The organism is Kouleothrix sp. 19917 (assembly GCF_057073505.1).
Genome location: NZ_CP097099.1, coordinates 6,889,991 through 6,916,990, shown reverse-complemented (window position 1 = coordinate 6,916,990; position 27,000 = coordinate 6,889,991). Strand labels below are relative to the sequence as shown.

Annotated in this window: 20 protein-coding genes; 2 read left to right on the top strand and 18 right to left on the bottom strand. The window is 62.0% G+C overall.

All coding sequences use genetic code 11. The annotated features are described in order from the left end of the window. Nucleotides 1-4 precede the first annotated feature (4 nt). The 4 genes from M1P90_RS27985 to M1P90_RS27970 are packed head-to-tail and all read right to left on the bottom strand — an operon-like array spanning nucleotide 5 to nucleotide 4,779. On the bottom strand, nucleotides 5-769 hold the full coding sequence (locus M1P90_RS27985) for a methyltransferase family protein (protein ID WP_483698974.1): 765 nt from the start codon (nucleotides 767-769) through the stop codon (nucleotides 5-7). A 52-nt stretch (nucleotides 770-821) separates the two neighbouring features. Then, nucleotides 822-1,406 carry a hypothetical protein gene (locus tag M1P90_RS27980; protein WP_483698973.1) on the bottom strand — a complete coding sequence of 195 codons (585 nt, stop codon included), beginning with the start codon at nucleotides 1,404-1,406 and terminating at the stop codon, nucleotides 822-824. Next, nucleotides 1,403-1,975: a lysophospholipid acyltransferase family protein gene (locus M1P90_RS27975; RefSeq protein ID WP_483698972.1), complete on the bottom strand. Its 573-nt coding sequence runs from the start codon at nucleotides 1,973-1,975 to the stop codon at nucleotides 1,403-1,405. Before M1P90_RS27975 ends, M1P90_RS27980 begins: the two co-directional genes overlap by 4 nt. After that, nucleotides 1,972-4,779, bottom strand: a complete 2,808-nt coding sequence (locus M1P90_RS27970) for a valine--tRNA ligase (protein WP_483698970.1) — start codon at nucleotides 4,777-4,779, stop codon at nucleotides 1,972-1,974. Before M1P90_RS27970 ends, M1P90_RS27975 begins: the two co-directional genes overlap by 4 nt. A gap of 116 nt (nucleotides 4,780-4,895) precedes the next feature. Here M1P90_RS27970 and M1P90_RS27965 point away from each other — a divergent pair, with 116 nt between their 5' ends. Then, nucleotides 4,896-5,561, top strand: a complete 666-nt coding sequence (locus tag M1P90_RS27965; RefSeq protein ID WP_483698968.1) for a Uma2 family endonuclease — start codon at nucleotides 4,896-4,898, stop codon at nucleotides 5,559-5,561. Between the two features lie 3 nt (nucleotides 5,562-5,564). Here the strand turns inward: M1P90_RS27965 and M1P90_RS27960 are convergent, their stop codons facing one another. The 4 genes from M1P90_RS27960 to M1P90_RS27945 form a co-directional block, all read right to left on the bottom strand. Next, nucleotides 5,565-6,731, bottom strand: coding sequence for a polysaccharide deacetylase family protein (locus M1P90_RS27960; protein WP_483698967.1), 1,167 nt, complete (start codon nucleotides 6,729-6,731; stop codon nucleotides 5,565-5,567). Beyond that, on the bottom strand, nucleotides 6,731-7,387 hold the full coding sequence (locus tag M1P90_RS27955; protein WP_483698965.1) for a LysM peptidoglycan-binding domain-containing protein: 657 nt from the start codon (nucleotides 7,385-7,387) through the stop codon (nucleotides 6,731-6,733). The genes M1P90_RS27960 and M1P90_RS27955 overlap by 1 nt, the downstream gene beginning before the upstream one ends. Before the next feature lie 62 nt (nucleotides 7,388-7,449). Then, nucleotides 7,450-9,921 carry an endonuclease MutS2 gene (locus M1P90_RS27950; RefSeq protein WP_483698964.1) on the bottom strand — a complete coding sequence of 824 codons (2,472 nt, stop codon included), beginning with the start codon at nucleotides 9,919-9,921 and terminating at the stop codon, nucleotides 7,450-7,452. Further along, nucleotides 9,922-10,476: a CvpA family protein gene (locus M1P90_RS27945; RefSeq protein ID WP_483698963.1), complete on the bottom strand. Its 555-nt coding sequence runs from the start codon at nucleotides 10,474-10,476 to the stop codon at nucleotides 9,922-9,924. A gap of 513 nt (nucleotides 10,477-10,989) precedes the next feature. Between M1P90_RS27945 and M1P90_RS27940 the strand changes: the two genes are divergently transcribed. Continuing rightward, nucleotides 10,990-12,720 carry a CBM96 family carbohydrate-binding protein gene (locus M1P90_RS27940; RefSeq protein ID WP_483698962.1) on the top strand — a complete coding sequence of 577 codons (1,731 nt, stop codon included), beginning with the start codon at nucleotides 10,990-10,992 and terminating at the stop codon, nucleotides 12,718-12,720. A 74-nt stretch (nucleotides 12,721-12,794) separates the two neighbouring features. Here the strand turns inward: M1P90_RS27940 and M1P90_RS27935 are convergent, their stop codons facing one another. From M1P90_RS27935 to M1P90_RS27890, 10 genes are all read right to left on the bottom strand, one after another. Beyond that, complete coding sequence (locus M1P90_RS27935) at nucleotides 12,795-14,357, bottom strand: alginate lyase family protein (protein WP_483698961.1); 1,563 nt, start codon at nucleotides 14,355-14,357, stop codon at nucleotides 12,795-12,797. A gap of 2 nt (nucleotides 14,358-14,359) precedes the next feature. Then, nucleotides 14,360-16,234 (bottom strand): phosphotransferase, encoded by a 1,875-nt coding sequence (locus M1P90_RS27930; RefSeq protein WP_483698959.1) that lies wholly within the window; start codon nucleotides 16,232-16,234, stop codon nucleotides 14,360-14,362. 150 nt (nucleotides 16,235-16,384) lie between these two features. Then, nucleotides 16,385-17,989 (bottom strand): flippase, encoded by a 1,605-nt coding sequence (locus tag M1P90_RS27925; RefSeq protein ID WP_483698957.1) that lies wholly within the window; start codon nucleotides 17,987-17,989, stop codon nucleotides 16,385-16,387. A gap of 76 nt (nucleotides 17,990-18,065) precedes the next feature. After that, entirely contained in the window at nucleotides 18,066-19,598 is a 1,533-nt protein-coding gene (locus M1P90_RS27920; protein ID WP_483698955.1) for an O-antigen ligase family protein, read from the bottom strand. A 27-nt stretch (nucleotides 19,599-19,625) separates the two neighbouring features. After that, nucleotides 19,626-20,864, bottom strand: a complete 1,239-nt coding sequence (locus M1P90_RS27915) for a glycosyltransferase family 2 protein (RefSeq protein WP_483698953.1) — start codon at nucleotides 20,862-20,864, stop codon at nucleotides 19,626-19,628. Continuing rightward, nucleotides 20,861-22,147 carry a glycosyltransferase gene (locus tag M1P90_RS27910; RefSeq protein ID WP_483698951.1) on the bottom strand — a complete coding sequence of 429 codons (1,287 nt, stop codon included), beginning with the start codon at nucleotides 22,145-22,147 and terminating at the stop codon, nucleotides 20,861-20,863. Before M1P90_RS27910 ends, M1P90_RS27915 begins: the two co-directional genes overlap by 4 nt. 179 nt (nucleotides 22,148-22,326) lie before the next feature. Continuing rightward, a complete protein-coding gene (locus M1P90_RS27905; protein WP_483698949.1) occupies nucleotides 22,327-23,145 on the bottom strand; it encodes a hypothetical protein in 819 nt (272 codons plus the stop codon). 40 nt (nucleotides 23,146-23,185) lie between these two features. Continuing rightward, entirely contained in the window at nucleotides 23,186-24,427 is a 1,242-nt protein-coding gene (locus M1P90_RS27900; RefSeq protein ID WP_483698947.1) for a glycosyltransferase, read from the bottom strand. Beyond that, a complete protein-coding gene (locus tag M1P90_RS27895; RefSeq protein ID WP_483698945.1) occupies nucleotides 24,424-25,527 on the bottom strand; it encodes a phosphotransferase in 1,104 nt (367 codons plus the stop codon). Before M1P90_RS27895 ends, M1P90_RS27900 begins: the two co-directional genes overlap by 4 nt. Beyond that, the gene (locus tag M1P90_RS27890) at nucleotides 25,524-26,738 is read right to left on the bottom strand and encodes a nucleoside/nucleotide kinase family protein (protein ID WP_483698943.1); all 1,215 of its coding nucleotides are present in this window, start codon (nucleotides 26,736-26,738) and stop codon (nucleotides 25,524-25,526) included. The genes M1P90_RS27895 and M1P90_RS27890 overlap by 4 nt, the downstream gene beginning before the upstream one ends. Nucleotides 26,739-27,000 lie beyond the last annotated feature (262 nt).

Genomic DNA, 27,000 nt, shown 5'->3' with positions numbered 1-27,000 from the left:
GCGGCTAGGGCTTCTCAATCGCCTGCGGGTCGACGGGGGTGAGGCGCGGGATGAAGCGCGGCACAAGCTGGCAGTAGCGCACATAGCTCGCGCCAAAGCGGCTGCGCAGCTCGCGCTCTTCCAGGCGCAGTTGCATCACGAGCTGGGCGATGTAGGCCAGCAGCAGAACAACGATGCCCCAGTTTTGCGTCAGCAGCGCAGTGCCGGCAATCAGCGTCATGTCGGTGTCGTAGAGCGGGTTGCGCACGTAGCGGTACGGGCCGCGCACCACCAACTTCTGCGGGATGTCGTGCTCTTTCGCGCCGCGACCGGGCGGGAACAGCGCCGCCGCAAACAGCACGCGCGCCCAGCCCATCTGCCCGACCGCCCACACCCCTACCAGCACCGAGCCAAGCACCATCAGCGCGCCAAGCGCTTGCAGCGCCACGGGGCCGTTCCAGCTCCATTCCAGCCAGCGCGGCCCGAAGAAGCCCAGCAGCGCCAGCACAATCGTGGTGCCAATCCACATCAGGCCAACTTCGACGATGTACCAGGCCCACACGCCGCGCGGTTGCAGCCAGGCACGCCAGCGCTCCAGCATCGGGTAGGTGAACAGGTCGATCACAACCATGCCGCCGTAAAAGCCGGCAATGTACAGCGGCAGCAGCACCCAGCGGCCCAGAAGCCAGTCGCCGCCAATACAGATCACGAACGAAAGCAGCCACAGCCAGGCCGGGCTATGGTGCCAGGTGATGCTTGCCGAAGGCCGAGTCGCGGTCGGGGCAGACATACGCTCCTCTTTCGATTGTGCAGGGGGCAGGATGCGGGGAAGATGTGGCGGGTTACGATTCGACGAAGACGCGGTCGCCGGGGCGCAGCTCGGCAGCCTCGCCATCGAGGCGCGCATAAAAGCCGCGCATGCCGTCGCCCAGGAATTGCAGCGTGGCGCGGGTTTGTTCGGGACGCATCGGGCCGTCGCTTTGCGCGGCGAACTGGCTAAACTCAACACAGGGCGGCGCGTGCTCCACTTCCACCAGCCGCACTTCGCGCCCGTCGTCGCCACGAAACACGATTACTGCGCCCAGATCGGCCATGGTGAGTACGCCGGGTGTATCGATCAGGATGTTCTCGCCGGCAATGCCATCGGCAAGGTGGGAACCAAATCGCTCGCGCATGGCCTCGTAGTGGCCGGCGAAACCAAACGACAGGCCATTTTCGCCGCGGTTGCGGGATTCGGGGTGCCGGGCATTATGAACGTCGATCAGCTCCTGGCCGTCGTGCATGGCGCGCGCGCCGCTCGCTTCGAGCAGCAAGCGATCGACCACTAGCAGCGGCGCGGGGTCGTAGTAGGCGAAGGGGCGCTGGCCGGCCTTCAACGAAGAGCGCTGGATCTGCACTCGCAGCACGCGCCCGATCTCTCGCATCATGATTCCTCCGTGGGGGGTTTCAGGCGAACCTCGCCAAACTGCTCGGGCCGTGCGCCAACAATGCCACTGTAGAAGGCGCGGAGCTGCGCCATATCGGCGTCGATGTCGCCGCTGGGCTGCACCACGCCGCCAATGCCGCCGACTTTGCGCTGGTAGTCGGCAAAACCGAGCACCATCGGCACCTGAGCATTCTGCGCGATATGGTAGAAGCCGCTTTTCCAGTAGGGTGCGAGTTTGCGGGTGCCTTCGGGCAGCACCGCGAGAATGAGCTTGTCGCTGGCGCGCAAGGCTTCCACCGCCTGATCGACCACGTTATGTCGCGCCGAGCGATTGATGGGCAGACCGCCCAGTGTGCGCATGATGAAGCCAAACGGCGGGCGAAACAGCGTGTGCTTGCCCATCCATGTACATTTGATGCCAAGCGCCACCGCCAGCAGCAGCATCACCGGGAAATCCCAGTTGGAGGTGTGCGGCGCGACCACCAGCACCGCCTTGGGCAGTGGCGGCATCGCACCCACGGCACGCCAGCCAATCAGTCGCAATATGAACTGGGCGATCAGGCGTTTCATGCGGCTTCCAGCTCGGCCAGGCGCGCGCGCAGTTTCTCGGCCGTCACCTGCGCCGCCGCCATGCCATCGCGCTCGCGCTGCACCACGGCGGCCGGCGCTTTATCGACAAAGCCAACGTTGCCCAGCTTGGCGGCGCGCCGACCAACCTCGGCGTCGGCCTGCTCAAGTTCTTTGCTCAGGCGCGCGCGCTCAGCCGCCAGGTCGATCAGGCCAGCCAGCGGCAGAAACACCTCGACATCGCCGCCCACCACCAGCGCCGCCGCCTGGGCGGGCTTGGCGTCCAGATGCTCGGCAACGGTGAGCTGATCGTCGGCCACGCGCGCCAGCCGCACGATCTGACCGCGCTGCTCATTCAGCATTGCCGCCCGCCCACCAGCCGCCACGGTTGCCGCCACCCAGCGCGCCGGCTCGACCTTATACTCGTTGCGCACGTTGCGCACGCTGGAAATCAGCTCTTGCAGCAGGGCGAAATCGCGCTCAGCCGCGTCGTCCAGCAGGCTCGCATCGGCGGCCGGATAAGGCGCAATCATGATCGAGTGTTGAGTTTTGAATTTTGAATTTTGAATTTCTTCATGCAACTCAGAATTCAAACCTGAGAACTGAGAACTGGTCAGGTACTGCCACGCTTCTTCGGTCACAAACGGCATAAACGGGTGCAGCAGCCGCAACGACCCTTCGAGCACGCCATACAGCACGGCGCGCGTGTTGGCCTGCTGCTCTGCGCCGGCGGTTGGCTCAAGCTGCACTTTGGCAATTTCCACATACCAGTCGGCAAAATCGCCCCACAGGAAATCCTGAATCTGCCGGCCAGCCTCACCAAAGTTATATGCTCGCATCAGCCGGTCGACATCCTGCACCAGCCGGTTGTAGCGCGACAGAATCCAGCGGTCGGCGAGGGTAGAACCAAGAACCGAGAACTGAGAACCGCTGGCAGCTTCCTTATTCTCCGGCACATCGAGCTTGGTCAGCACAAAGCGCGTGATGTTCCAGATTTTGTTGGCAAAGTTGCGCGCGGCCTCGATGCGGTCGGGGTTGAGGTTGAGATCCTGGCCGGGCGTGCCGCTGGTGGCAAGCGTGAAGCGCAGCGCGTCGGTGCCCTGCTGATCCATCACTTCCAGCGGGTTGACGACATTGCCAAAGCTTTTCGACATCTTGCGGCCCTGCTTGTCGCGCACCAGGCCATGCAGGTAAATCGTGTGGAAGGGCGCGCTGCCGGTCAGGTAGCAGCCCATCATCATCATGCGCGCCACCCAGAAGAACAGAATGTCGTAGCCGGTTTCCATTACGTCGGTGGGGTAGAAGCGCGCAAGATCCTCGGTTGCGTCGGGCCAGCCCAGCGTCGAGAAGGGCCACAGACCGCTGGAAAACCAGGTATCGAGCACGTCGGTGTCCTGGTAAATACCTTCGCCCTCTGGCTCGGGGTCGTCGGGGCCGGGCACGATCATCTCGCCTTCGGGCGTGTACCACACCGGGATGCGGTGGCCCCACCAGAGCTGGCGGCTGATGCACCAGTCCTCGATGTTGTCGAGCCAGTGGAAGTAGACCTTCTCAAAGCGCTCGGGCACGATCTTGGTGCGGCCTTCGCGCACGGCGGCCAGCGCCATTTCGGCCAGCGGCTTGGTGCGAACAAACCACTGCTCGCTCAGCAGCGGCTCAATCACCTCGCGCCCGCGCTGGCTGATGCCCACCGACAGAGTATGCGCGGCGGTTTTGACCAGCATGCCTTCTTTTTCAAGGTCGGCCACCAGGTTTTTGCGCGCCTCGAAGCGATCCTGGCCGGCGTAGGGGCCAGCCTCGGCGTTAAGCGTGGCGTCGCGGTTCATGATATTGATCATCGGCAGGCGGTGGCGCTGGCCGATTGCGTAGTCGTTCGGGTCGTGCGCGGGGGTAACTTTCACCGCGCCAGTGCCGAAATTCGCGTCCACATAGCTATCCGCCACGATCGGGATGCGCCGGCCTGTCGCGGGCACAATCGCCTCGCGCCCGATCATGTCGGCGTAGCGCTCGTCCTCGGGGTTGACGGCAATCGCCGTGTCGCCCAGGATCGTCTCGGGCCGGGTCGTGGCAACCGTGATCCACTCGGTGACGCCCTCGGCCCATGTGCCGCTGCCCCAGGGGTTAGGAGAAGTTCCATCGCTCTTCCCCTGACTCCCAACTCCCGCCAAAGGATAGCGCACATACCACAGGTTGCCCTGGCGCTCTTCGTGCTCGACCTCCAGGTCGCTGACGGCGGTTTGCAGCGCGGGCGACCAGTTCACCAGGTAGGTGCCGCGGTAGATCAGGCCGTCGTCGTAGAGGCGTTTGAAGGCGGCACGCACCGAGCGCGACAGGCCCGGGTCGAGCGTGAAGCGCTCGCGCGACCAATCGCACGACGCGCCGATGCGGCGCAGCTGGCGGGTGATCTCGCCGCCATACTTGGCTTTCCACTCCCAGGTGCGGCGCAGGAATTCTTCGCGCCCAACGTCCTGCCGGCTGGTGCCTTCGCTGCGCAGCAGCTTCTCAACCTGCGATTGCGTGGCGATGCCCGCGTGGTCGGTTCCGGGCAGCCAGAGCGTCGATTCGCCCAGCATACGGTGCCAGCGCACAATCACGTCTTCGATGGTGACGAACATGGCGTGGCCCATGTGCAGCTCGCCGGTGACGTTTGGCGGCGGCATGGAGAGTGTAAAGGGTTTCTTCGCGGGGTCGTCGGCGGGCTTGAAGAACCCTGACTCTTCCCACCACTCATACAGGCGCTGTTCGACCTGCTGGGCTTCATATGCTTTCGCCATTTCGGCGGGGCGCTGCGACGCTTGGTTTGTCATCCTCTTGCCTTTACGGTTGCCTTTTCCTGTGGGGATTATACCCGGTTTTGGCGCATCTGCAACGCCCGGCGCATTGCAGGCTGCTGTATAATGGTGAATATGAAGGGAGGTGCGCGATGACTGCAACCGAAACGCCCGCCACAACTGCGCCGACAAGCCCGCTGCTGCAAATGAGCTACCAAGCCTGGCTGGAATGGGAACACGACGGCCTGAGCGAATGGGTCGATGGGGAGGTAATTGTTGATATGCCGCCATTAGACGACCATCAGCGTATTGTCGGCCTTCTTACCAGCTTGCTGAACATGTTTGTCCAAGTTTTTCAGCTTGGCATCGTGCGCATAGCTCCCTTCACCATGCGCATCGTGCCCGGCGGCCCCGCCCGCGAACCCGATCTTTTCTTTCTCGCCCAGGAGCACCGCGAGCGATTGACTCAGCGCGCGCTCGAAGGCCCGGCCGACCTTGTGATTGAAGTGATTTCTGCGGAGAGCGTCGCGCGCGACCGCGCCGACAAGTTCTATGAATATCAGGCCGGCGGTGTGCGCGAATACTGGATCATCGACCCACGCGCCGGCAATCAGCGCGTCGACCTGCATGTGCTCGACGCACAAGGCCGCTACCAGCCAGTGCCGCCCGAAAGCGGTGGCATTTATCGCTCGGCAGTGCTGCCCAGCTTCTGGCTGAAAGAAGAGTGGCTGTGGGCCGAGGAGCCAAACCTGCTTGCCGCGCTTGGCGCAGTGATTGGCCCCGAGCGCGTGCTGGCCGCACTACAAAGCCAGGCGTAACCCCTATTCACTCGCAAGTACCTCCGAGAGCTTCTTCACCGCAAAACCCATTTCCGCGAAGCGATCCAGAATTGCCGGCAGCGCATCGGCCGTGGGGCGGCTGCCGCAGTGCGCCAAAATGATCGCGCCGCGCAGTTGCTCAGGCGTGAGCTTGCCCGTCACCCGTTCGAGCAGGAATTCGGGCGTTTTGGTTTCGCCAACCGAATCGAGGCTATCCAGCGTCCAGTAGATCGGCAGGTAGCCAGCCGCCTCGGCCAGCGTCAGCACGCGCTCGTCGTAGGCACCGTAGGGCGGGCGGAAGAATGGCCGCGCGCTGGTGCCGGGCGCGACTTCGGCCAGCGCCGCCTCGGTATCGCTCAATTCCCTGGCGATCGCTTCCGCGCTCAGATTGCGCATGTCGGGGTGGGTAAAGGTGTGGTTGGCGATCTCGTGGCCGTCGGCAACGATCTGGCGTGTCAGGTCGGGGTTCTCGCTGATCCACTTCCCGGTCAGGAAAAAGGTGATCGTGACGTTGTGGGCGCGCAGGGTCGCCAGCATGTCGGCGGTGGGTTCTGAGCCAGCGCCCGCGTCGAGCGTGAGCGCCACCCAGGGCTGCGCGGGTGGGCCTTTGCGCACCAGCAAGGGCTGGCTGGCAAGCGTCGCGCTCGCCCCATCGATCTGCGGCACGATCAGCGCGCGGCCCGGCGGCGGCGCACCCGGCAGATGATTGTACTGCGTAATCAGCTCGGGCGAGCTGCCGCCCGCCGCTGCAATGCTTTCGAGCGTGTCGCCCGCGACCACCAGATAGCCAGCGTAGGCACTCACCTGCGGCGCTGCGGCGGGCGCGGCGGTTGGCGCTTCGGTTGGCACGGGCGTGGGCACATCGGTTGGCACGCTGGTGGGTGTGGCAGGAAGGAGCGTGGCTGTGTCGGCTGGCGCGGGCGTTGGCTCAGGGGCGGGCGTGAACGAAGGCGCGAGCGTGGGCGCGGGTTGAGTCGTTGGCACGCTGCTTGGTGCTTCGGCAGCGGCGCTCGGCATGAGGGTTGGCACGGGTGAAGAAACAGGTTCCCGCCGCTGCGTGCCGCCCAGCAGGTCGCGCAACAGCCAGCCCAAAGCAATCCCCGCCAGCAGCGTGATGATGATCAGCGGCAGGCTGGTGGAACGCGGGCCGGGATGGTGATTTCTTTCCATTATTCGGGAATGACGAGTTCCTGGCCCACGCGCAGCGAGTCGGCCTCGGCGTCGGAAAGCTGGTTCGCGTCGATGATCGACTTCACCGAAACATTAAACTGCTCGGCAATCGAGCGCAGTGTGTCGCCCGGCTGCACTGTGTACTTGCGCGGGCCGGCGGGCGCGGGCGGCGCGGTTGGTTCGGGCGCAGCGGTTGGTGCTTCTGTTGGCGCGGGCGTTGCGGTCGGCACGTCGGTTGGGGCAGCGGTGGGTTCAGTCGTTGGCACTTCCGTCGGCGCTTCAGTGGCAGCGGTTTCGGTTGCCGCCGCGCTGGGCGCTTCGGTTGGCGCGGCTGCGGTGGCCTCGCTCGCGACTGCGCCACTGGTAGGTTCGGCTGGCTGTTCGGGCGGCGGCTCTGGGGGCAGCTCGACCGCAACATCACCCGGCGAGGTGACCGGCAGGAGGATCGAGAGCTGGCCAAGCTGCAAGCTCGGCAGGTCGCTGCGCGCCAGCATAAACACGCTGAGCAGAGTAATGGCGAACATCGCCGCCGCCGAGCCATAGAACTGGGTGGCGTTGAGGCGCGGGCCAAGCACGCGCAATGCCAGCGCGCCAATCAGCGGCAGGAACAGCGCCAGGGCCAGCAAAAGATACACAATTGTTTGGGACATATCCATCTACGGTTTCAGTTCAGCGGCGAGCCACATTCGCACATTACCCGCCACCGAACCGAAACCGCCTAACGTTCAACAATTCGCGCCACCGTCACGCCCTCGCCGCCGTCGGGGCCGCCGCCGCCAAACGAGGCGACCAGCGGGTGGCCTTTCAGTACATCGCGGACGATCTGGCGCAGCGCGCCGGTGCCTTTGCCGTGGATGAGCCGCACATACGGCAGCCCAGCCAGGTAGGCGTCGTTCAAATAGCGCTCCAGCCGGTCGGCAACATCGCCAGCGCGCCAGCCGCGCATGTCGAAATTCAGCGACACGTCGGGCGCGGCGGGCGTGGCAACCCGGGCAGGCTCGGGTCGGCGTGCCGCTGCCGTGCGGCTGGCGTTGCGCTCGCTGCGCGTCGGGCGGCGCAGTTCAGCCAGGTCGGCCTGCATGCGGAAGCCACCCACCTGCACCTCGGCGGTGTTTTCTTCCTCATCGATCGAGAGCACTTCGCCTTCAAGGCCGACCGAGCGCACCAGCACCGTATCGCCCACCTGAACCGGGCGCGGCGCCTGCTCGGATGGGGCGGGCGCGGCCACCACCTCGGCAGCTTTGGGCGGCTGCGGGCGCTGCACATCTTTCGCCTGCGCCTGCGCGGCCTGCAAGCGCTGCTCGGCTTCTTCCATCCACTGACGCGTCACCGACACCGAGCGGAACTCGTCGCGCAGGCGGCGCAGCTGGCCGCGCACCTCGCGCAATTCGGCGTCGATCTGGTCGCGCGCGCTCTGCCACTCGGCGTCGCGGTTGCGCTCGAACTCGTGCAGCTCGGCGGCCAGCCGGTCGCGGTACTTTTCGGCGTCGGCGCGCAAATCTTCCACGCGCTGCAGCTCGGCTGCGCTGGCCTCGCGCTCGCGGTGAATGCCCGCCAGCAGGTCTTCCACCTGCGCGTCTTCACGCGCCATCATGCCACGCGCCCGGTCGACCAGCGCCACCTCCAGGCCCAGGCGCGTGGCGATTGCCAGCGCGTTGGAGCGACCGGGAATGCCGATCGTCAGGCGGTAGGTTGGCGCCAGCGTTTCGACATTAAACTCCACTGAGCCGTTCTCAACGCCATCGGTCGCGTAGGCGAAGGCTTTCAGCTCGGCGTAGTGCGTGGTAGCAACGCCCAGCACGCCCAGCTCAAGCAGGCGCTCGATGATTGCGCGTGCCAGCGCCGCGCCTTCCACCGGGTCGGTGCCCGCGCCCAGCTCGTCGAGCAGCACCAGCGCGGCCAGCGGCTCAGTCGATTGCCAGTTGGCCTGGGCGGCCTCAAGCGCGCGCAGGATGCGAATAATGTTGGTCATGTGCGACGAAAAGGTCGAAAGGCTTTGCTCGATGCTTTGCTCGTCGCCAATGTCCGCGAAAATCTGGCCGAACACCGGCAGGCGCGCCGGCGCGTTGGCCGGGATGTGCAGGCCGGCTTGCGCCATCAGGGCCAGCAAGCCAGTGGTTTTCAGCGCAACGGTTTTGCCGCCCGTGTTTGGGCCAGTGATCAGCAGCATGCGGAAATCGCCGCCCAGCCGCATATCCGTCGGCACAACCGTCTGCTGGTCGAGCAGCGGGTGGCGCGCCTGGTTCAGCAGCAGCGGCGGCTCGCCGTTTGCGGCTGGCGCGCCCTCGGCATTGCTTTCCACGATCTCGGGCGGGGTGCAGCGCAGCGCCAGCGCGTATTTCGCCTTGGCAAAGGCCAGGTCGATGCCGGCAATCGCTTCCACGCCCGCCACAATCGGCACGGCGAACTCGCCCACGCGGGTGGATAGCTCGGCCAGAATGCGGGCAACTTCTTCTTCTTCGGCCAGTTGCAGCTCGCGCCACTTGTTGTTCAGCTCCACAATCGCAAACGGCTCGATGTAGAGCGTTGCGCCGCTGGCCGACTGGTCGTGCACCAGGCCGCGCACAGTGCGTTTGTTCGCCGCCTTGACGGGCACGACATAGCGGCCATTGCGCACGGTGATGATGTTTTCCTGCAGCGCGTCGGAATATTGCGACGAGTTGACGATATTCTGCAGCTTGTCTTGCAGGCGGCCAAACGCCACGCGCACCTCGGCGCGCAGGCGCCCAAGCAGCGGGCTGGCACTATCGAGCACAGTGCCATCGTCGCCAATCGTGGTGGTGATGGCGTCTTCGATTGCGGGCAGGTTTGGCAGGTCGGCGGCCAGCTCGTTCAGCATGGGGAAGAGCGCAGAATCGAGCTTGAGCAGGCTGGCGCGCAATCGCCGCCCGCTGGCGAGGGTCGCGCTCACCTCCAGCAGCGCGCTGGCTTCCAGCACGCCGCCGCGCCGCGCCAGCCCAATCGCGCCACGAATGTCGCGCGCGCCGCCGATCGTAATGTCGGGGCGCTCGTCGAGCAGGCGGCGCGCCTCGCTGGTAAGCTCAATTGCGCGGCGGATGGTGTAGGCGTCGGTGCTGGGCAGCAGACCAAGCGCGAGTTCACGCGAGGCGGAAAAGGCCGTGTGGCGGGCCAGCCGTTCAAGAATTTTTGGGAACTCGAGGGTTTCGAGCGTTTGCTCACTGATTGGCATTTACTGTACTCGGAAAATAATGCTCGACTCGCGTGGCAGCACGGGCCGCACGGTCGTATAGATCAACGGCAGGATGGTATCGCCGAAAAAGTGTACCAGCGTCGACGCGCGCACACTTCTCTGCATAGAAATGACGAACGGCAGCGAGGCATCGGATGCAGGGCTGCGGAAAATAAACAGGTCTTTCAGCAAAATTGCCAGAATGCCCATAAACAGCGCCGCCATCACCAGGCCCAGCAGCGTGCCAAGAATCTTGTCGAAAAAATCAAGGCTGGCCGGCATGCGGAAATAGCGAAAGGTGTACAGGCCGGCAAGCGTCAGCAGCAGAAAGCTCACCAGCAGCACGGTGGCAAAGGCGGTGATCTGCCCGACCTCGGCGCTGCTGTGAAAACGCTCGCGGTAAAAGTTGCCAACCGACTGGAAATACAGGCTGGCCAGCACAATGCTCACATAAAACGCAACAATGGTAATAAGGAGCTTGATGGTGCCCTGGAAAAATCCCAGCGCCAGGCCGCCCAGAAGAACAAGAATAAACAAAAGATCAGTGAGGTTCATGTATTCCTCCGGCCCATAGCCGACCGCACAACGCCGCGGCATTATAGCATACTGCCTTTGCTGGCGCACAAAGCCCGCTTTTCACCCCGGCAAACCCCACCTGGCAAGGCCCGCTGGCACGCGCGGCAAGCCTTTCTGGCACAGCCCTTTCCTACCACCCCCGGTCGTTCAATCAGCCCTTCGCCCGCTCTCAATCGGTTATTTACCACTTCTTAACTTTTATTCATAGTGCGTTTCCAGCCCTGAGCATGGCGCGAACATTCTGGCGTAGACGCTGGCACGCTCCGAATGCTATCGTAATGCCAGGTTAAGGAACCGTTAACGCGGTCCGGCACCTTAAAAACCGGATAGCAAAGGCAAAAAAAGGCGCGTTTCGCCCTGGCGAGCGCGCACCCGCTGGCACATTCACGCCAGCGTGGACGGCTGGAGCCAACACGACTCTCTCGCTTTTCATTCTCCCACCCGCATTGTCGCATCGTCGAACATCGCACGATCGGCACAAGGAGCACTACAATGAACTCGCACACGATGAAAGTGAACCCTGGAAGTACGGGCCGCCAGCAGTCGAATTTTATGAAGCTGCTTGGCGGAGCCATCCTGGTCATCTGTGTTATCGCAAGCATCATCGCCGTCGGTCTGCCGGGTGCCTCGGGCGCGGCCAGCAGCACCCTGCTGTTCGGGCCAGTGGCCGACACCTTTGTCCGCCAGTCGACGGCGACGGGCAGCTACGCCACTAACTCGCAGATCAATGCGGTTGGCGGCAGCGACGCCCGCCAGGCATTCCTGCGCTTCAATGTCAGCGGCATCCCGGCTGGCACGGCCATTCAATCCGCGAAGCTGCGTCTGGTCGTCACGAACGACTCGACCAGCGGCGGCGTTGTGGCCAAGATCAGCAATAATAGCTGGCCTGAGGCGACAACCTGGAACACCCGCCCGGCCATCGATGGCGCGCAGCTTGCCACGCTTGGCGCGGTGGCTGTGAACCAGGTGGTAGAAGTTGACGTGACCAAGGCGATTGCTGCCGACGGCACCTACAGCTTTGCCATCAGCGGCCCGGCCGGCAACACCAACACCGTGGGCTACGCCTCGCGCGAAGACGGCACCGCCGCGAATCGCCCGCAGCTGATCATCACGCTGCCGGGTGGCACCGCGCCGACCACCGCGCCCACCAGCCCGTCGAACCCGACCAGCCCTTCGAACCCGACGACTGTGCCCACCAGCCCGGCCAACCCGACCCCGGTGCCGACCAACGTCCCGGCCCCGAGCGGCAATGTCGTTCTGGTACAACCGGCCACGGGCGGCTACCTGGGCAGCGCGCTTGAGCTGGCGCAGCGCAAAACGCTGGCGAGCAAGGGCGTCGAACCCTACAAGTCGGCCTACAGCGACGTGGTGAGCTTTGCGAATGGCAAGCTGGGCAGCAGCCCTTCGCCGCAGAACCCGCTGAACATCCCCGGCACAACTGGCCCGTTTGTGGACGACACGGCGGCAGCCTATGGCCTGGCGCTGGCCTACAGCAGCACGGGTGATGTCAAGTACGCCCAGAAATCGCGCGACTACATCATGGCGTGGGTGAACACGACCAAGAGCACCAGCAACACCTGCCCGGACAGCGGTTCGTGCCAGACCTCGCTGATTATCGGTCGCGTCGGCCCGGGCTTCGTCTTCGCCGCCAACCTGATCAAGCCGTCAGGCGCCTTCTCGGCCGCCGACGACACCGCCTTCCGCAACTGGCTGCGCACGGTCATCCTGCCTACCGCCTCGGTTCGCAACAACAACTGGGGCGACGCCGGTACCTTCCTGCGCGCTGCCGTGACCGACTACCTGGGCGACGCGGCTGGCTTCTCGGCAGCGGTTGCCAAGTGGAAGTCGCTGGTCGACCTGATTGCCGCCGACGGCCACATTCCTGAGGAAACCCGCCGCGGCACCAGTGGTATCAACTACACGCAGGAGGCGCTGGACTACAAAATCGCGGTGGTAGTCATCGCCCAGCGGCGCGGCATCGACCTGTGGAGCTATGGCCGCTTCAAGCAGGCGGTGGACTATGTGGCCCCATATGTGCTGAACCCGGGCTCGTGGCCGTGGTCGAGCGGCGCGTCGGCGAGCATCCACCCGCTGTGGGAGATCGCCTACCAGCACTGGCAGAACCCGGCCTACAAGTCGATTATCCAGAAGCGCCGCCCGTATGGCGCGGATGGCCACTCGGCTGAGCGCTGGACGACCCTGACCAACGGCATTCCGTTCTAATCCAGCGTAGCACCAACGGCGCAGGGCCGGTCGGGAATACCCGACCGGCCCTGCGCATTTCTGTTTGGTGTTGTTTAACGCGCCGGGACGGCCGGCGGCGGCTGGATGGTCTCGCCCTCGGCAAAGCCGTGGGTCAGCGTGCCGAAGCTCACAAAGCCCGGGCCTTCCGGCCAATCGCCTTCCTGTTTCAGAATACCCGGCAGGTCGTGGGCAAGCAGCTGCTCGTATTCATCACGCGCCGGTGCCATGTTCGCCTGCGTGAGCTGGTAGGCGTAGAAACGATTGACCATCTCGAGCATCGAGCCGCGCGTCAGCGTGACCTTGTTTTCGATCAGGAAGTTCACCGCCCGGTACAGCGCGCCGCGCCCATTGTCGGCGTCGATATGTGTGTACAGGCCAGGGTCGCCGCGCCGCCACGCCACCTCCGCCAGCGACACCATTGCCTCGATCGCAAACTGCGAATAGCGCGCCGCAGCGCCATACGAGTCGGGGATCGCTGTCGCGGCACAGTCGTACTGGCGGCGCAGCTCGTCGGGGATGCCACCGTCGGGGCGAATCATCGATTTCTCGCCGCTGCCATCGCAGCTTGAGTCGCTGAACTCGTACATACGCCCATCCACCGCATCGTAGTGCAGGCGAATCGCGTCGGTGTACATGGTCTGGGCGTCCACGGTCTTGCAATCGGCCAGCCCGCCCGACTCGCACGCCAGCGCCGGGTCGATTTCATACGCGCCGTTCGGGTTTTTCTGCACGCCCTGCACATACAGTGGCGCGGCATCGCCCACATAATCGGCGATCACTGCTGCCGAAAGGCGTGCCCACGCGCCCCAGTTGTTCACGCGGGTGAACGCGGCGTTGTAGGGGTAGCGCACGATCACCGCGCCCAGCCACTGCTTGAAGGCTTGGGCGTCGGCACTTTCGGCAAAGGGCTGGCTCGCGCCGTCGGGCGTCCAGTCGGCGATCAGGTCGGCGGCGTACACAAAATTCTGCATATATACGGACAAATTCAGGCGCGTGTTGTGGTCGTAGTCTTTCACCTGCGTCTGCGCCTCGGGCATCGCCATGATCCAGTCGCGCACGCCCTGCGCGTACAGCGCCGCCTGCTCGGGATCGTGGTCGCGCAGCAGGTTGTACGCCAATGCCCAGGCGTACACGTTTTTCGCGCCGGCCGAAATGAACTTGGGCGAGTCGATATCGTCGTTGATATTAATGATATCGGGCACTTTGATCGGCTTGTCGTCGAGCGTGTCGGCAGCAAACGCCAGCTCGGCCTTGACGGCAGTGGCGTAGGGTTCCTGCCCATTGGCCGCCAGCACCGCAATGCGGCGCAGCTCGTTCGGCGAAGTCAGGTAGCCACGCGCCAGGGTCGGCATTGCCAGAAACGTCTCGGCATTTATCACTGGCAGCGCGGTTGGCTGCTCGGCCGGCGCGGCGGTGGCTTCCGCAGGAGGTGGTGTGGCAGTCTCGGCAATTGTGGCGGCCGTGGGCGGCAGCGCGGCAGCAGTAGCCGCAGCGCTCGGCGCAGGGGTAGGCGTTTGTGCGGGTGTTTGCGCGCAGCCCGCCAGCACGGCGGCCAGCATGCCCACGCTCAACCAACGCCCAATCTGCCGCCCGGCTGGCAAGAAACGCTGCTTCATGGCTATTTCACCGCATGTGTTTGCAGCGCGAATAAAGGCGCAAGCGCGGCGCGCTGATCGATTGAGGCGCGCAGCACATTGAAGTAGTGGCCGCGTGCAAGCATCGTTGGGGTCAGGCGCGTGGCTTCTTTCAGGCCGCGGTGCATCCAGCAGGTGTAGAACAGCGGCTCGACGAACTCCGCAGGCAGGCCAACCCGCTCGCAGTAGCGCGCCGTCGCCTCGGCCATCAGCGCCTGAAATGGCGAGGCCGCCAAGAACTGATCGCCAAAGCCCTTGGTCACATCGCCCGAAATGGTGGCCCGCGCCGACCACGCGCCATAGGTGCGAATGAAGTAGAGCAGATCCCACAGCGGCATGCCCTGCGTTTCGGCCGCCTCCCAATCGAGAAAGGCGGTGCGGCCCGACGGTGTGACCCAGATGTTCCAGGTGCCCGGATCGCCATGCTGAAACACCAGCGGGAAGGGTTGCTGGCTCTGGCCCAGCGTTTCGATCTGGCCGGCCAGAAAACGCCGTTGCTCGGGCAGCAGCGGGTAGATCGCCGCAAAACGCTCGAACAGGTCGTTCAGCGCCTCTGCAACCTGCGCGGGCGCGGCAGCATCCCAGTTGGTGGTAGCTACACTCATGTCGGTGAGCCAATCAGCGGCGTTGCGCATGTAGGCGCAGGCGGGCGTTCCCGTCGAGCGCTGCTCGAATGGCACGCCGTCCACAATCGTCTCGCCCACAATAGCCAGCCCGCTATGGTGCCCGAAGAACGCGACCTGCGGCAGCGTTTCTTCGTCGCCAATGCTTTTGTCGGCCAGCAGCCGCAGCGCGCGATACTCGTTTTCGAGGCGCGGGTTCAGGGCCGGGTCGCGGGTCATTTTGACAATATACTCGGGCTGCTGGCTCCGTGGTCCAAACAGGAAAACCAGCACCTTGCGCGAGCTATACTCGCCGCGTGCCGACAGACCCCAGCGGTGCAGATCGAGGTTCACACCCGCGCCATGGGCAATCTCGCGCAGGTAGCGGGGTGGCGCGCCCGCAGCATCGGTCTCCGCGCGCAGCAGCAGGCCATAGCGCCGTGTCAGCTCGCCCAGCATGGCGCTGCGGCTCAGGCGCTGCTCGGCGCGGTCGAAGACACTCTGCACCTGGTTATACACCGACACCAGCGTGGTGCGCGCCGAGCGCTTAACTTTGGTTTTCAGGCCACGGCGGGCGCGCGGTGCACCGCTCGGGCGGGCCTGGCCGGGCGTTTTCGGCGTGCCTTTGCCGCCCGCGCCGCGCGCCCGCACAGCGCGTTTCAAGTTCGAAAAATTCACCGAGCGGCTCGTCAGGCCATAGCGAAGAAAGTAATTCGTCGTCGCGCGGTCGTTTTCGGGAATGGCGGTGTGCATCTCGCCACCCAGTGGCGTCAGCCAGAAACGCTGGGGTGTGCCAACCGCGGCGGCCAGCTTGCGAACGGCAGCCTGGTCGCGCCTGCCGGCGAGCAGCCCGGGCTGCTCGACATACACGACACCGTTGGCCGCGAGCAAACGCCGAAGCTCACTCACCAGCGCGGCATCGGCACCAAAGCGCGCAAGCTGCTCGGCGTTGGCAACAAACACCAGATCGATGCTGCCTTGCGGCAAGCTCAGCGTATCGGTAACAAGCCGCACATTCAGCAAACCAAGGCTTAACGCCGCCGTATTTACTTCATCCAGCGCAGTTCCGTCGGCGCACACAAGCAGCTCACCGGCGGCGCGGGCAAGTGCCGCAAGGGCAGCGCGGGCCGGCGCGCCAAAGCACACCGCGCGCGCGACTTCAATATGTGGTAACAGAAACAGCCAGTTCGCGCCCGCAACCTCGCCTTTCACGTTCGTGCCGGGCAGAAACTCGGTTGCCAGTGTTATATCAAGCATAGAGGGCAATCGCTTTCTTCAGAAGTACGCAGCACACCGCGAAGCTGCGCCAAAATTCTCTTTTATTTGGTTCGGCGCTGGCACGACCTGCCGAAGCAAGCCGAACCAGCGCCGAATGCGACAAGACAAGATGTTCGCTACGGCTAGTGTCTAGGTAAACAGTTTCCGCATCAGCGGAATTTTCAGCAGCTCAGGGAAGGTCTGCTCGATATTCAGCGACTTGCGATTGAGCGCAACCACCGCCAGCGCCACCACACCAGTCACCGCAAAGCTAATATAGATATACGGGTGCTTGAGCGAATAGTTCTGCGGCATCACCGACTGGAAGACCAGCAGCGCCACCGAGGCAATGATAATGCTCAGGTAAACTTTGAAATGCTTGAACTCAAACAGGCTGATCCCGGTGCCAAAGCGCAGGCCGGCCTGCTTCAGGAAATTGTGAATGATCATTGTGCCGCAGGTGCCACAGGCCGCGCCGAGCGCGCCATAGCGCGGAATCAGCATCAGGTTAATGATGACGTTCACCACCGCTGCGATGATATTAATTATAACGATATAGCGCAGCTTGCCATACACTTTGAGCGTCAGACCATTGAAGCCCAGCGCCGCGTTGAAGTAATAGCCAAAGGAAAGCAGCGCCAGCAGCACCGCCGACGACGCATACTTCTCACCATACAGCAGCACCGTGAGTGGGCTGGAAAGCGAGAACGTCAGCGCAAAAATCGGGAACGACAGCACCGACGTCCACACCGCTGTTTGCCAGTAGAGGTTGTTGATGCTCTCGTAGTCCTGCCGCGCAAAAAGGCGCGATGCAATCGGCGTAAACAGGATCGTGAAGCTTTGCAGCACAAACTGGTTCAGCACTGCCGATGGCAGAATGGCACGAAACGCCGCCACCTCGGTGGTCGAGCGGAAATGCCCGAGCAGCACCGCATCCGACGAGCTCATCAGCACATACACAAGGTCGGAGGTAAGCAACGGAATGGTGAAGGCAAATAGCTCGCGTGCCGGCACGGTTAGCGAATTGAAGTGGAACTGCTTGAACAGCTCCTGCTTTTTCAGGGTGCGGTACAGCGTAAAGCCATACACCGTCGTACCAAGAATGCCAGCCGCCAGGTAGCCACTCGCCAGAAAGAACTCGTCGCTGCCGAACAGCATCAGCAGCAGCACAACACTCAATTTCAAGCCCGGCGAAAGAATATACTTTCGGAAGAAAATAGCGCGCGGGCTGGCAAAGATCGCAAACATCGACGCGATCAGGTCATCCAGCGCCTGCACGGGGGCCAGTCCAATCAAAATCAGCAACAATGCAATGATTTGATCTTTATCGCCTTCCTTTTCATTCAGGAGTGTTTGGCCAATAAATCCCTGGAATATATATGCTGAAACAATCATCAGCAGGCCAAGCGACACAATCGTGCCAATCACCAGCAGAATTGTGCCAAACATCTTATTATAATCGCGGCGCTCGTGGTAAATTGGCACAAATCGCGTAATCGCGCGATCAAGCCCAAACGTCGCAATCGTCTGCCCGAGTGTTACAAACGACATCGCATAGGCAAACGCGCCATAATTCGCTTTTGAAAGATAGCGCACAATCAGTACCTGAATGGCGAAATTCGCCACCATTGAGATTGTGCGGCCTACCAGCATCAGGCTCGAGCCGCGGATTTGGCGATTGGTAGACGAGTGCTTCGCACGCGGCTGCGTGTCGCCCTTCACAACGTCCACTGGCGGGGTCGAAGCTGTTTCCATGAAATCAAATCCTTTTACAAAGGAGGCTGCTGGGCAGGCAGCCTCCTTTGGCATATGCGTGAATGACGGTCCAGAATTACGAGGTAGCCAGCGCCGCGCCTGCTGCAGTTTCTTCGGCCGCCACCTCGCCGGCTGCGCGCGCGCGCTGTTCGGAGATATACATAACCGCGCCGGCCAGCGCAATAAACATCCAGAAGTAGCGGATGAATGCGAAGTGCAGGAACAGGCCAGTCGTCAGGTAGGTGACGATCGAAAGCATATAGGCCGTTGCCATATTGGCAATTTCCGGGTCGGCTTTCATCCAGCGCTTACGCGCGCGTGCAAGGCCGGTCATAGTCACATACAGCACCATCAGGAAGCAGCCCAGGCCAGCAATGCCAGTTTCGGCGGCGATGCTGAGGTAGAGGTTGTGCGCCTGCCGGTCCTCGTTCAGTGTGCGCAGGCCAATCAGCTCCGAGTATTGCTGATAGTAGTTCGGGAAGGTACCCGGCCCGACACCAATCAGCGGGTGATCGAGAAAGACCAGGCCAGCCGCGCCCATTTCCGTCAGGCGGCTCAGCGTTGCGCCGTCGGTCGAACCAACCGCCTCGGTGCCGTCCGAGAACAGCGAGCCAAAGCTTTCGAGCGAGACAAGGCGCTGGCTATACTGTGGCAGCGCAAGCAGCAAGATATACAAGCCCACCGCGATGATTGCGATCTGGTAGAACTTGATATAGCGCATAAAGACCATGATTGCGAGCATCAGCACAAAGCCCACCGCTGCACCGCGCGAAAATGCCAGTGCCGCGCCGGTGGCGCTGAGCGCCGTGCACACACCTGCGAGCATGCGCAGCGAAAGCTTACGCTCGCCCAGCATCCGGAAGATGCCCAGCGGCACCAGCATCAGCATCACCTGCGCATAGCGGTTCTTCTCGCCGATCTGGCCTGCCAAACGCCACTGGTCAACCGCGCCGGTGATCGCGTCTTTCTGGCCAGCGTTGAACACCGCCTCGCTGGGCTGGGCAAAGCCCCAGTAGTTATTACTGAACGTGCCGGTTGCCTGCTGATACAGCGACAATCCGCCAATAAATGCGCCCGCGATCAGCAGCGCCCAGGTGGCGTGCCGCAGGGTTGCCGAGCTGCGAATGGCGTTCGACAGCATGAAAAACAGGCCCAGCCCTTCGAGCAGGAAGGTTTGCACATTGCTCAACGCTGTACCCTTGAAGTCGGAGAACAGCGCGCCCACGACCTGCACCGCCATAAACAGGAAGATCGGCAGCAAGATCGGGCTGATAATGATTTTCTCGCGGCGGAAGACAATAAATGTTGCCAATGGGAACACCAGCAATGCCGGCAGCGCGCCGCCGATCAGGCTGGGCACATCGTGAAATTTAACGGCAATGACAGCAGCATTGGTGAAGAGCACAAACAACACCACCAGCGTGCCAAGCTCGGGCCACGCCAGGATCGCCAGTGTCAGCATCACCGTCAGAATAATCGTTGTGGCCAGCGCGGCCTGCCCAATCGCAATAAGACCCAGCACGCCCGCCAGCGCCATCAGAAGAATCGGCACTAGCATGCCGCTGCGGAGCGCCGGGAAACGCTGGTATAACGTATTGACCTGAAACATACAAACCTCCTGCGTGGAATGTGCGGGCTATTGCCGCGAAACCGCTTGACTGCGATCCGATACGGCGTTCGACTGGGCTGCCTGGTCGGCCACGGCCGAAACGGGCCGGTCCTGGCGCTGAGGTTCCCAGAAGTCAATTCGGTGTCCGCGGATGAGATTGATTGCAGCGATCAGGGATGCCACGTTCACCATACAGAAAAAGAACGGAATAGTAAAGATCTTCAGCCGGCCCAGGCGCGTGTTCTTCAGCAGCATACCAACCAGTGCGCAGCCGTAGAAGGCAAATTGCGCGACCGTGGCAATCTGGTAGATCAGACCGGAGTTCCACAGCAGCGGGCTGACGATTAGCAAGAGCAGGAGCGGGAAGACGACCAGCCGCCGCAGCACTTTGTGGGAGAAAAGTTGAAAGGCGTAGAAGCCATAGCGGAACGGGTTCAGCAGCTCGCGCCGCACCACCAGCACACCGCGCAGGCCGCGCGTGATCACGCGGGTTTTGCGGCCAAACTCCACGCCACCCGTGCCGGCAACCGGCTCGTAGGCAATCGCGTCGGGCGCGAATACCAGCCGGTAGCCCTGCACAATCACATCGGTCGAAACCGCAAAATCGTCGGTCACGCCCACAGGCACGCCACGGAACAGTGCGCGCCGAATGGCATAGATTGCACCCGTGGCCGAGATCGCATTGCCCGATTTGCTCTGCGATTGCTTAAGCTTGCGGTCGAAACTCCAGTAGCTCTGCTCGCCGTCGCCGCTCAGGCTTTCGCTTTTCTTGGAAGTATACACCTGGTTGCCGGCCACGCCGCCCACCTCGGGGTCAGCGAAGGGGCGGGCCAGCGCGCGCAGCGCCTGCGGGTGATACATGCTGTTCGCGTCAGAGAAGACCAGAACCTCGCCACGCGATGCCGCCACGCCCGCATCCAGCGCCGGAGCCTTGCCCTGGCGCGGCAGCGCCAGCAGGCGCACGTTGTGGCTGGCATAGCTGCGCACAATGTCGTTCGTGCCGTCGTTCGAGCCATCCGACGCGACGATCACCTCAAGCTGCTCGCGCGGGTAATCCATCGCCAGCACATTATCCAGCTTGGCAGCGATATTATCGGCCTCGTTGTGGGCGGCAATAATCATCGAGATCGGCGGCGTGATCTCGGCGGTGGTATACGGCTTGCGCACAAACCGGCCGCGCACAAAAATAATACCGGGGAATACAACGTAGGTGAAAGCGGCAATCGCAACCGCTGCCCAGAATACGATTTGCAGTGCAAGAATCATCGTGCTCCTCCCATCATCAGTTGCACGAGCGTTGCGGCATTGTCGTTCAGATCAAACTCGCGGAGCACTTTTTCGCGCCCGGCGCGGCCCATACGCTGGCCCAGTTCAGGGTCCTTCGCCAGCCGCTGCAATGCGTCGGCCAGCGCGGCAGGGTTTTCCGGCGGCACCAGCAGGCCCGTCACGCCATCTTCCACCAGCTCAGGAATGCCCGAGGTCTGCGTCGAGACCACCGGCACCTCGCAGGCGAGCGGCTCCATCAGTGCAACAGGGATGCCTTCCATCTTGCCCGATTTGGTGCGAATGCTCGGCAGCGCCACCACATCGGCCTTTGCCAGCATCTTCAGCACCTCGGCGCGCGGGATGCCCCCGGCGAGTTTCACAACGTCGCCGAGATTGTCGCGGCGCACCTGTTCTTCCAGATCGGCGCGGTTCTGACCATCGCCAATCAGGTGGCACACAAAGCGCAGGCCGCGCTGCTTCAGCAGGCGGCACGCCTCGACCAAGTAGGTCTGGCCCTTTTTCTCTTCCAGCGAACCGACGCACACAATTGTGAAGGGGGCATCACCGGTCGGTCGCTGTCGCGGCTGGAACAAACTCGTATCAACGCCGCAATGCACAACCTTGATTTTGTCGCGCATTGCCTCGCCAGCATGGCGCGTGATCAGCGCCTTGTTATATTCCGAAATCGCCACAACAAACTTGGCGGCCTGCACTTTTTCCTTCAGCATATGCTGGTCGACGTAAATGTCGTGGGCGTGGGCGGTGAAGCTGAATGGAATACCCGTGAGGCGGTTGATCACCAGCGCCGCGACGGCCGGGTGGTTAGCGAAGTGCGCGTGCACATGCTGCACACCCATGCGCTGCATATCGTAGGCAAATTTCGCCGCCTTTGGGATAATGCCCAGCCCGCCGATCAGGTAGTTCATGCTGCCCAAGGTGCCGCGCAGCACCTCGAGCCACACCCCCAGGTAGGCGGCTGGCTTTGTGCGCAGGAAATGCAGGTTGGCCTTCAGAATAGGCAGCGAAAGCACTGGCAGATAATGCGCCCGCTCAACAAAGGGCTTGGCCTCGTCGTGCACCACTTTGGCGCGCTCGCTGATCAGCGGAAAAACCTCGACATCGACGCCCTGCTGCTGCAAGGCAAGCATTTCGTAAAGGACGAATGTCTCGCTCAGTTTGGGGAAGCGCGACATGATATATGCAACTTTTACGGCTGGCGGCGCACTGGAAGAATTGAGCTGTACGCGCTCGCGCCGGCTAACAGCCTGATCGGTAATGGCCATTCGCTCGTTTCCTTAATCACACGCTATAACAAACTTTTTTCTCTACTAATTCAATCATAATATGGGCTTAAAAGTTACTTGGATGAGAACATTGTCACGTCCGCATCGATAAATACACACATCGCCCGGGCGCGAACGCACCCAAGCGATGTGCGATATCCCCCCACGTCGGCGTGGCTTTATTTTGCAGCCGGTGCCTGGTTGCTCGCCGCCGGCGCGGGCGTAGCCACGGGCGCCGAGAGGCGGCGGTAGTTCAGGTAGGCGAACAGCATCAGGCCGGCGGCAAAGCACAGTTCAGGCCACTCACCGTACTTGGTGACGGTGAAATCCGATGTCTGGAAGGCGACCAGGCGCACAAGCTTGTAGAGGAACATGGTGCCAAAGCAGGTGATCAGAAACAGCGGCGGAACAAACAAGAAGCTTCCCTGATCCCAGCGCTTGGCAAAGCCATATTTTTTGTTCAGGAAGGGCAGCGCCACTGCGATGCCACTGGCAACCATCAGCAGGTTACCCAGCAGTTCCTGCACCCAGCGGATGTTGTGCACCGTGGTTTCGCCCTGGTGATTGATCGCCGCAAGGTCCTCTGGAGTCTGCCAGCCGAAGATGCGCTGCCCCCATGAGATTTCTTCGCCGGCAATCACAAACGTAGCCAGCGCAAAGCCAATGAAGAGCAAGCCCTGCCAGGGATGGCCGGCGCGCAGCCGCTTGATCGCCACGCCCATCGCTGCAATCGAAGCACCAAGGAAGCAGAAAAATTGCGGCCACTCAATTGGGCCATCTTCCATGGTCAAAAAGCGAAATAATTGATAGTTAACGCGCGAAGCAGCCACCAAAACCGCGCCAATCAGTGGGATTGCAATCATCCACCAGGCCGTCCGCGACGAAATATTCCATTCTTTAGCAGAAGTTTGAATTGCAGTAATTACGTTTTTCATCTCACACAACCCCTTCATTTGATGTTGTACTGGTATGTCGATGATGTGTTTATCAGTGCCCAAACTAGCTTGGTTCTCGCTCGTTACCTCCTCTCATGGTTCTTTATTTGCTGCGTCCGCCCTGCTCGGGCACGGCAACTGACAACGCCGATGGGTAGGCGCGCCGCGCAGCAAGCTGGCTGTAGATCGCATCGTAGCTGGCTGCGCAGGCATCCCATGTATAGCGCCGCATCACAAGGTCGCGTCCGGCCTCGCCAATGCGCTTGCGCTCGGCAGGGTCGCGCAGCAGCTTCACGACCGCCGCCGCAAATTCGGCGGGCTGATCAGCCACCACCAGCTCGCGCCAGTTGGTGACTTCCAGCGCTTCCATGCCCAGAGTCGTCGCAATCACTGGCCGCGCCATCGCCATAGCTTCCAGCACCTTGTTTTTGATGCCGCTGCCACTTGTCATTGGGCAAATCATGACGCACGACTGCGCCAGCCACGGGCGAATATCTTCAACAAAACCCGTCACTGTCACAAATGGGTCGTTCGCCAGCGCGGCAATCTCGGGTGCCGGGTCGCGCCCGGCGATGATCAGACGGACATTCGGCATTTCCTGGCGCACCAGCGGCAAAATATTGTTGTAGTAATTCATTACGGCGGTGACGTTTGGTGGGAACGACATCGCACCGGTGAAAACAACCGTATCGGGATTTTCTGGCAAATCGAGCGGGTGAAAGAAATCGGCATCGACGCCATTGGGTGTAACGTACACCGGCAGACTTGGCGCAAGCTCACGAATGACTTTGGCATCGGCATCGGCGACGGTGGTGCAGGCGTGGAACTTCCGCACCGCGCGCTGTTCCATCATGCGGGCGGTGGCGGCGCGCACTTTTGTTTTTGGCGCGCTGGCCCGCACACGCCGCGCGGCTTGCAGGGTTTCGGAGTCGATCAGTTCTAGTAGCTTGGCTGGATGATCGATACTGCCACTAAAGGCCGCCATTGGCAGCTGGCGCGTGTGGATCACATCGTAAGGGCGTTCGCGCAAAACCTGCCCCAGCTTGATCGCAAATGCGCGCGCAGCTTCCGGCTCGGCCGAGCCAGCCTGCTTGACACCCAGCCGGCTCAGGGTTGGCTCCATCATTCCCACCAACGCCGACACTGGCCGCGCGCGCGGCACTAGATGGACGACATCAAACATATCTGCCAGTTCGGCCTGGTAGCGTGCAATATCTTCCGCTGGTGCCGGGCAAATCAGTGTCAGGTGGTGGTGGCGCAGGCGCCGGAAAACGTGCTGGCCAATCAGGGCATTGCCCTGGAGTAAATTACACGGTGGCGAGCGATCTATAATTAAAACGTTCATCCAATTCCCCGTTTCAACACAGTAAAAATATTTTTCTCTAGCCAAAAACCATCGTTCTGCAAGCGCTGATAGCGCGTAAGATTTGCGGCGGAAAAACGCAGCCAATACAGCACAACAGCTGCCCGCCAAAATTCTGTATCCCCCGGCAAGCCGTACTGATCCAGGCTCTCATCAATCAGCATACGCTCCTGGCCATCGAAAGCAGCCGGCAGCATATACTCAACCAGTGCTTCCCCAAGCTCAACGCGCTGCTGCATTTTGTGCACATAGGCAAATGTATGCAGAATATCGAGCAACGGAAGCTGATTCGGCGCTGCCCGATCCCAGTCGATAATACCGCTGATACCGCCGCCCGAGTGCACCAGAATATTGCCCGGCCAGTAGTCGCCGTGTGTCCAGCCAAAGGGCAGATCGAGGCCAATGAACTTTCGCCGCAAAAAGGCCTCAAGCGACTGGAGCGCGTCGCGCATGGCTGCGGATGCAGGCCAGCTGGCGCTTTGCTGGTACAGCACGGCAAAATCATCGCCAGCCAGGCGCGCAAACCCTTCGGAGCCAAGAACGCGGCGTTGGGCGCTGCCGATATGCAGGCGGCGAATCGCGCGTACAGCATCGGCCTTGAACGAAGCGGGTTCAGCTTTTCGCCGCACAAGGTCGCTGGCAACGATCCCGCCCTGGGCTGTTTCCAGGTAATAGCTCTGGCCCTCAAACTCGCCCCACGCCAGAGCACGCGGCACCAGGCTCACGAAGTTTTGTAGCATTGGCATGCTGTGCAGTGTTGCCACCACTTGGCGATGCCGATCGGTGCTACTAATGGCGTCGGGCGAAAGGGGCAGCTTCAACACCTGGTTCGGGGCAGCTTGCTGGCTGTCGCTCACCATCATTACCACCACATCGCTGCGCGTGAGGAGCGAGGAAATAACGCGTGGTGCGCCGTTCGCCCACTCGCCCTGCCCAGTGCGCTGGAGCTCGGTAAGCAAGCGCCCGGCCAGTGCATCAGCGCGCTCAAGCGTACGGCGCTCAAGCATACGCGACCAGGGGCGCTGCACACGCTTGAGCAAGTGCTGGAACTGCACATTTCGCAAAGCCCGCAGCGTCATCATCGATCTCCCAGGGCAGCACGCCGTTTCGGACGCGGAGATTTTTCGCCGCGCAAGTTTTTCGCATACCATTGCCAGATCAAGGCGGTGACTTTGCGACGCACCTGATCGGCGCTGTTAGTTGCATCGATCACAACCATCTGGGGCAGATGCTGCTGAAGCCCAAGGTAGTGCTGGCGTTGTTCTTCAAGAATAGTCGGGCTATGCTCGCCTTTGCGCGCATAGAGCACTGCTCCCGGCGCATCGAGAAACACTACCAGATCGGGCTCGGGCGCAATCGCCACCAGCGCCCAGCGCCGCAACCGCGACTTGAGCGACATTTTACGGGCACCACCCGGCGCGTCGTAGACATAGCGGTCGAACAGCACCAGCCGGCCACGCAGCATGTGATAGTAGCTGGCACCATAGCGATACCACTGCTCGGCGACGTTGTTGGGGAAGCGCAGCCCGCGCGTCAGCAGTCGCAATGGCTTCGAGCCGCTGCGCGATTTCTTCTGGATCCAGCGCGTTGTTGGCAGGCCCACCGTGCTTGCCTCGATATTCGTGCCCATGTAGATATAGCGGCTAGGTAAGAAGAAGCGCCGCGCCAGCTCGGTGGCCAGCGTGGTTTTGCCGCCGCCGTCGGGCGCAAGCAGCGCCACTGTGAGCGAGCGCGGCTGAAGCGCGCCAGCCACCCGATCGAGCTTGCGGAGTGCCATCCCGCCAACACGTCGCCGCACCGCAGCCAGGCGCTGGCCGCGCTTCAAGCGCCGGGCGATGCCAGGCCCCGCAGCCAGCAGCGCCGACCACGATTTACTGTCGATCAGCGCTGCCAGCCGCGCCCAGGACATATCGGCGGCCCAGGCACTGCGCAGCAGACGATTCATCAGAGCTTCGTCGCGCACTTCGTGACGGAGCTCCTGCACGCGTGCCAGCCGGTGCGGCGCAAACGCGCCTTTGTCGAGCAGGCAGTGCAGCAGCAGGGTCACTAACTCATCCTCGGGGGCCGGCACATATGTTTCGCCACGGCCTTGCCTGCGCGCCAGGCAGCCTGCGGCAAGGTCGGTTGCCAGCGTTGGGATGGGTTTGCCATAGACAACTTCAGTAACAATATCAAGCTTGATCCAGCGATCAGTCGTTTCATCATACGCCACATAGAACTGGTGCGGCGCGTGCCCCCAGCTGGGCAAGCGAACAAACTGAAGCTGCGCAAGGATCGCGCGGAGTTCGGGCATCTGATCAGCAGCGACCAACAAATCAACATCGCCGCGATCATCCAGCGTTTCTAGCTCTTCATACCCACGAATTACACAATAGCAAATCTGCGTTTGTTCTAGCTGTTTGAAAACATGAAGCAACAACGTGTGCATAGATCACGCCTATATCTCTACTCAAACAAATTCATTACACTGGAAGAATCGGCTCGGAGTTGCCTGGCTTTGCAAAAGTCGTGGGCCAGCATTGTGAGGTAACGCTGGCCCACATAACAGCCAAGGC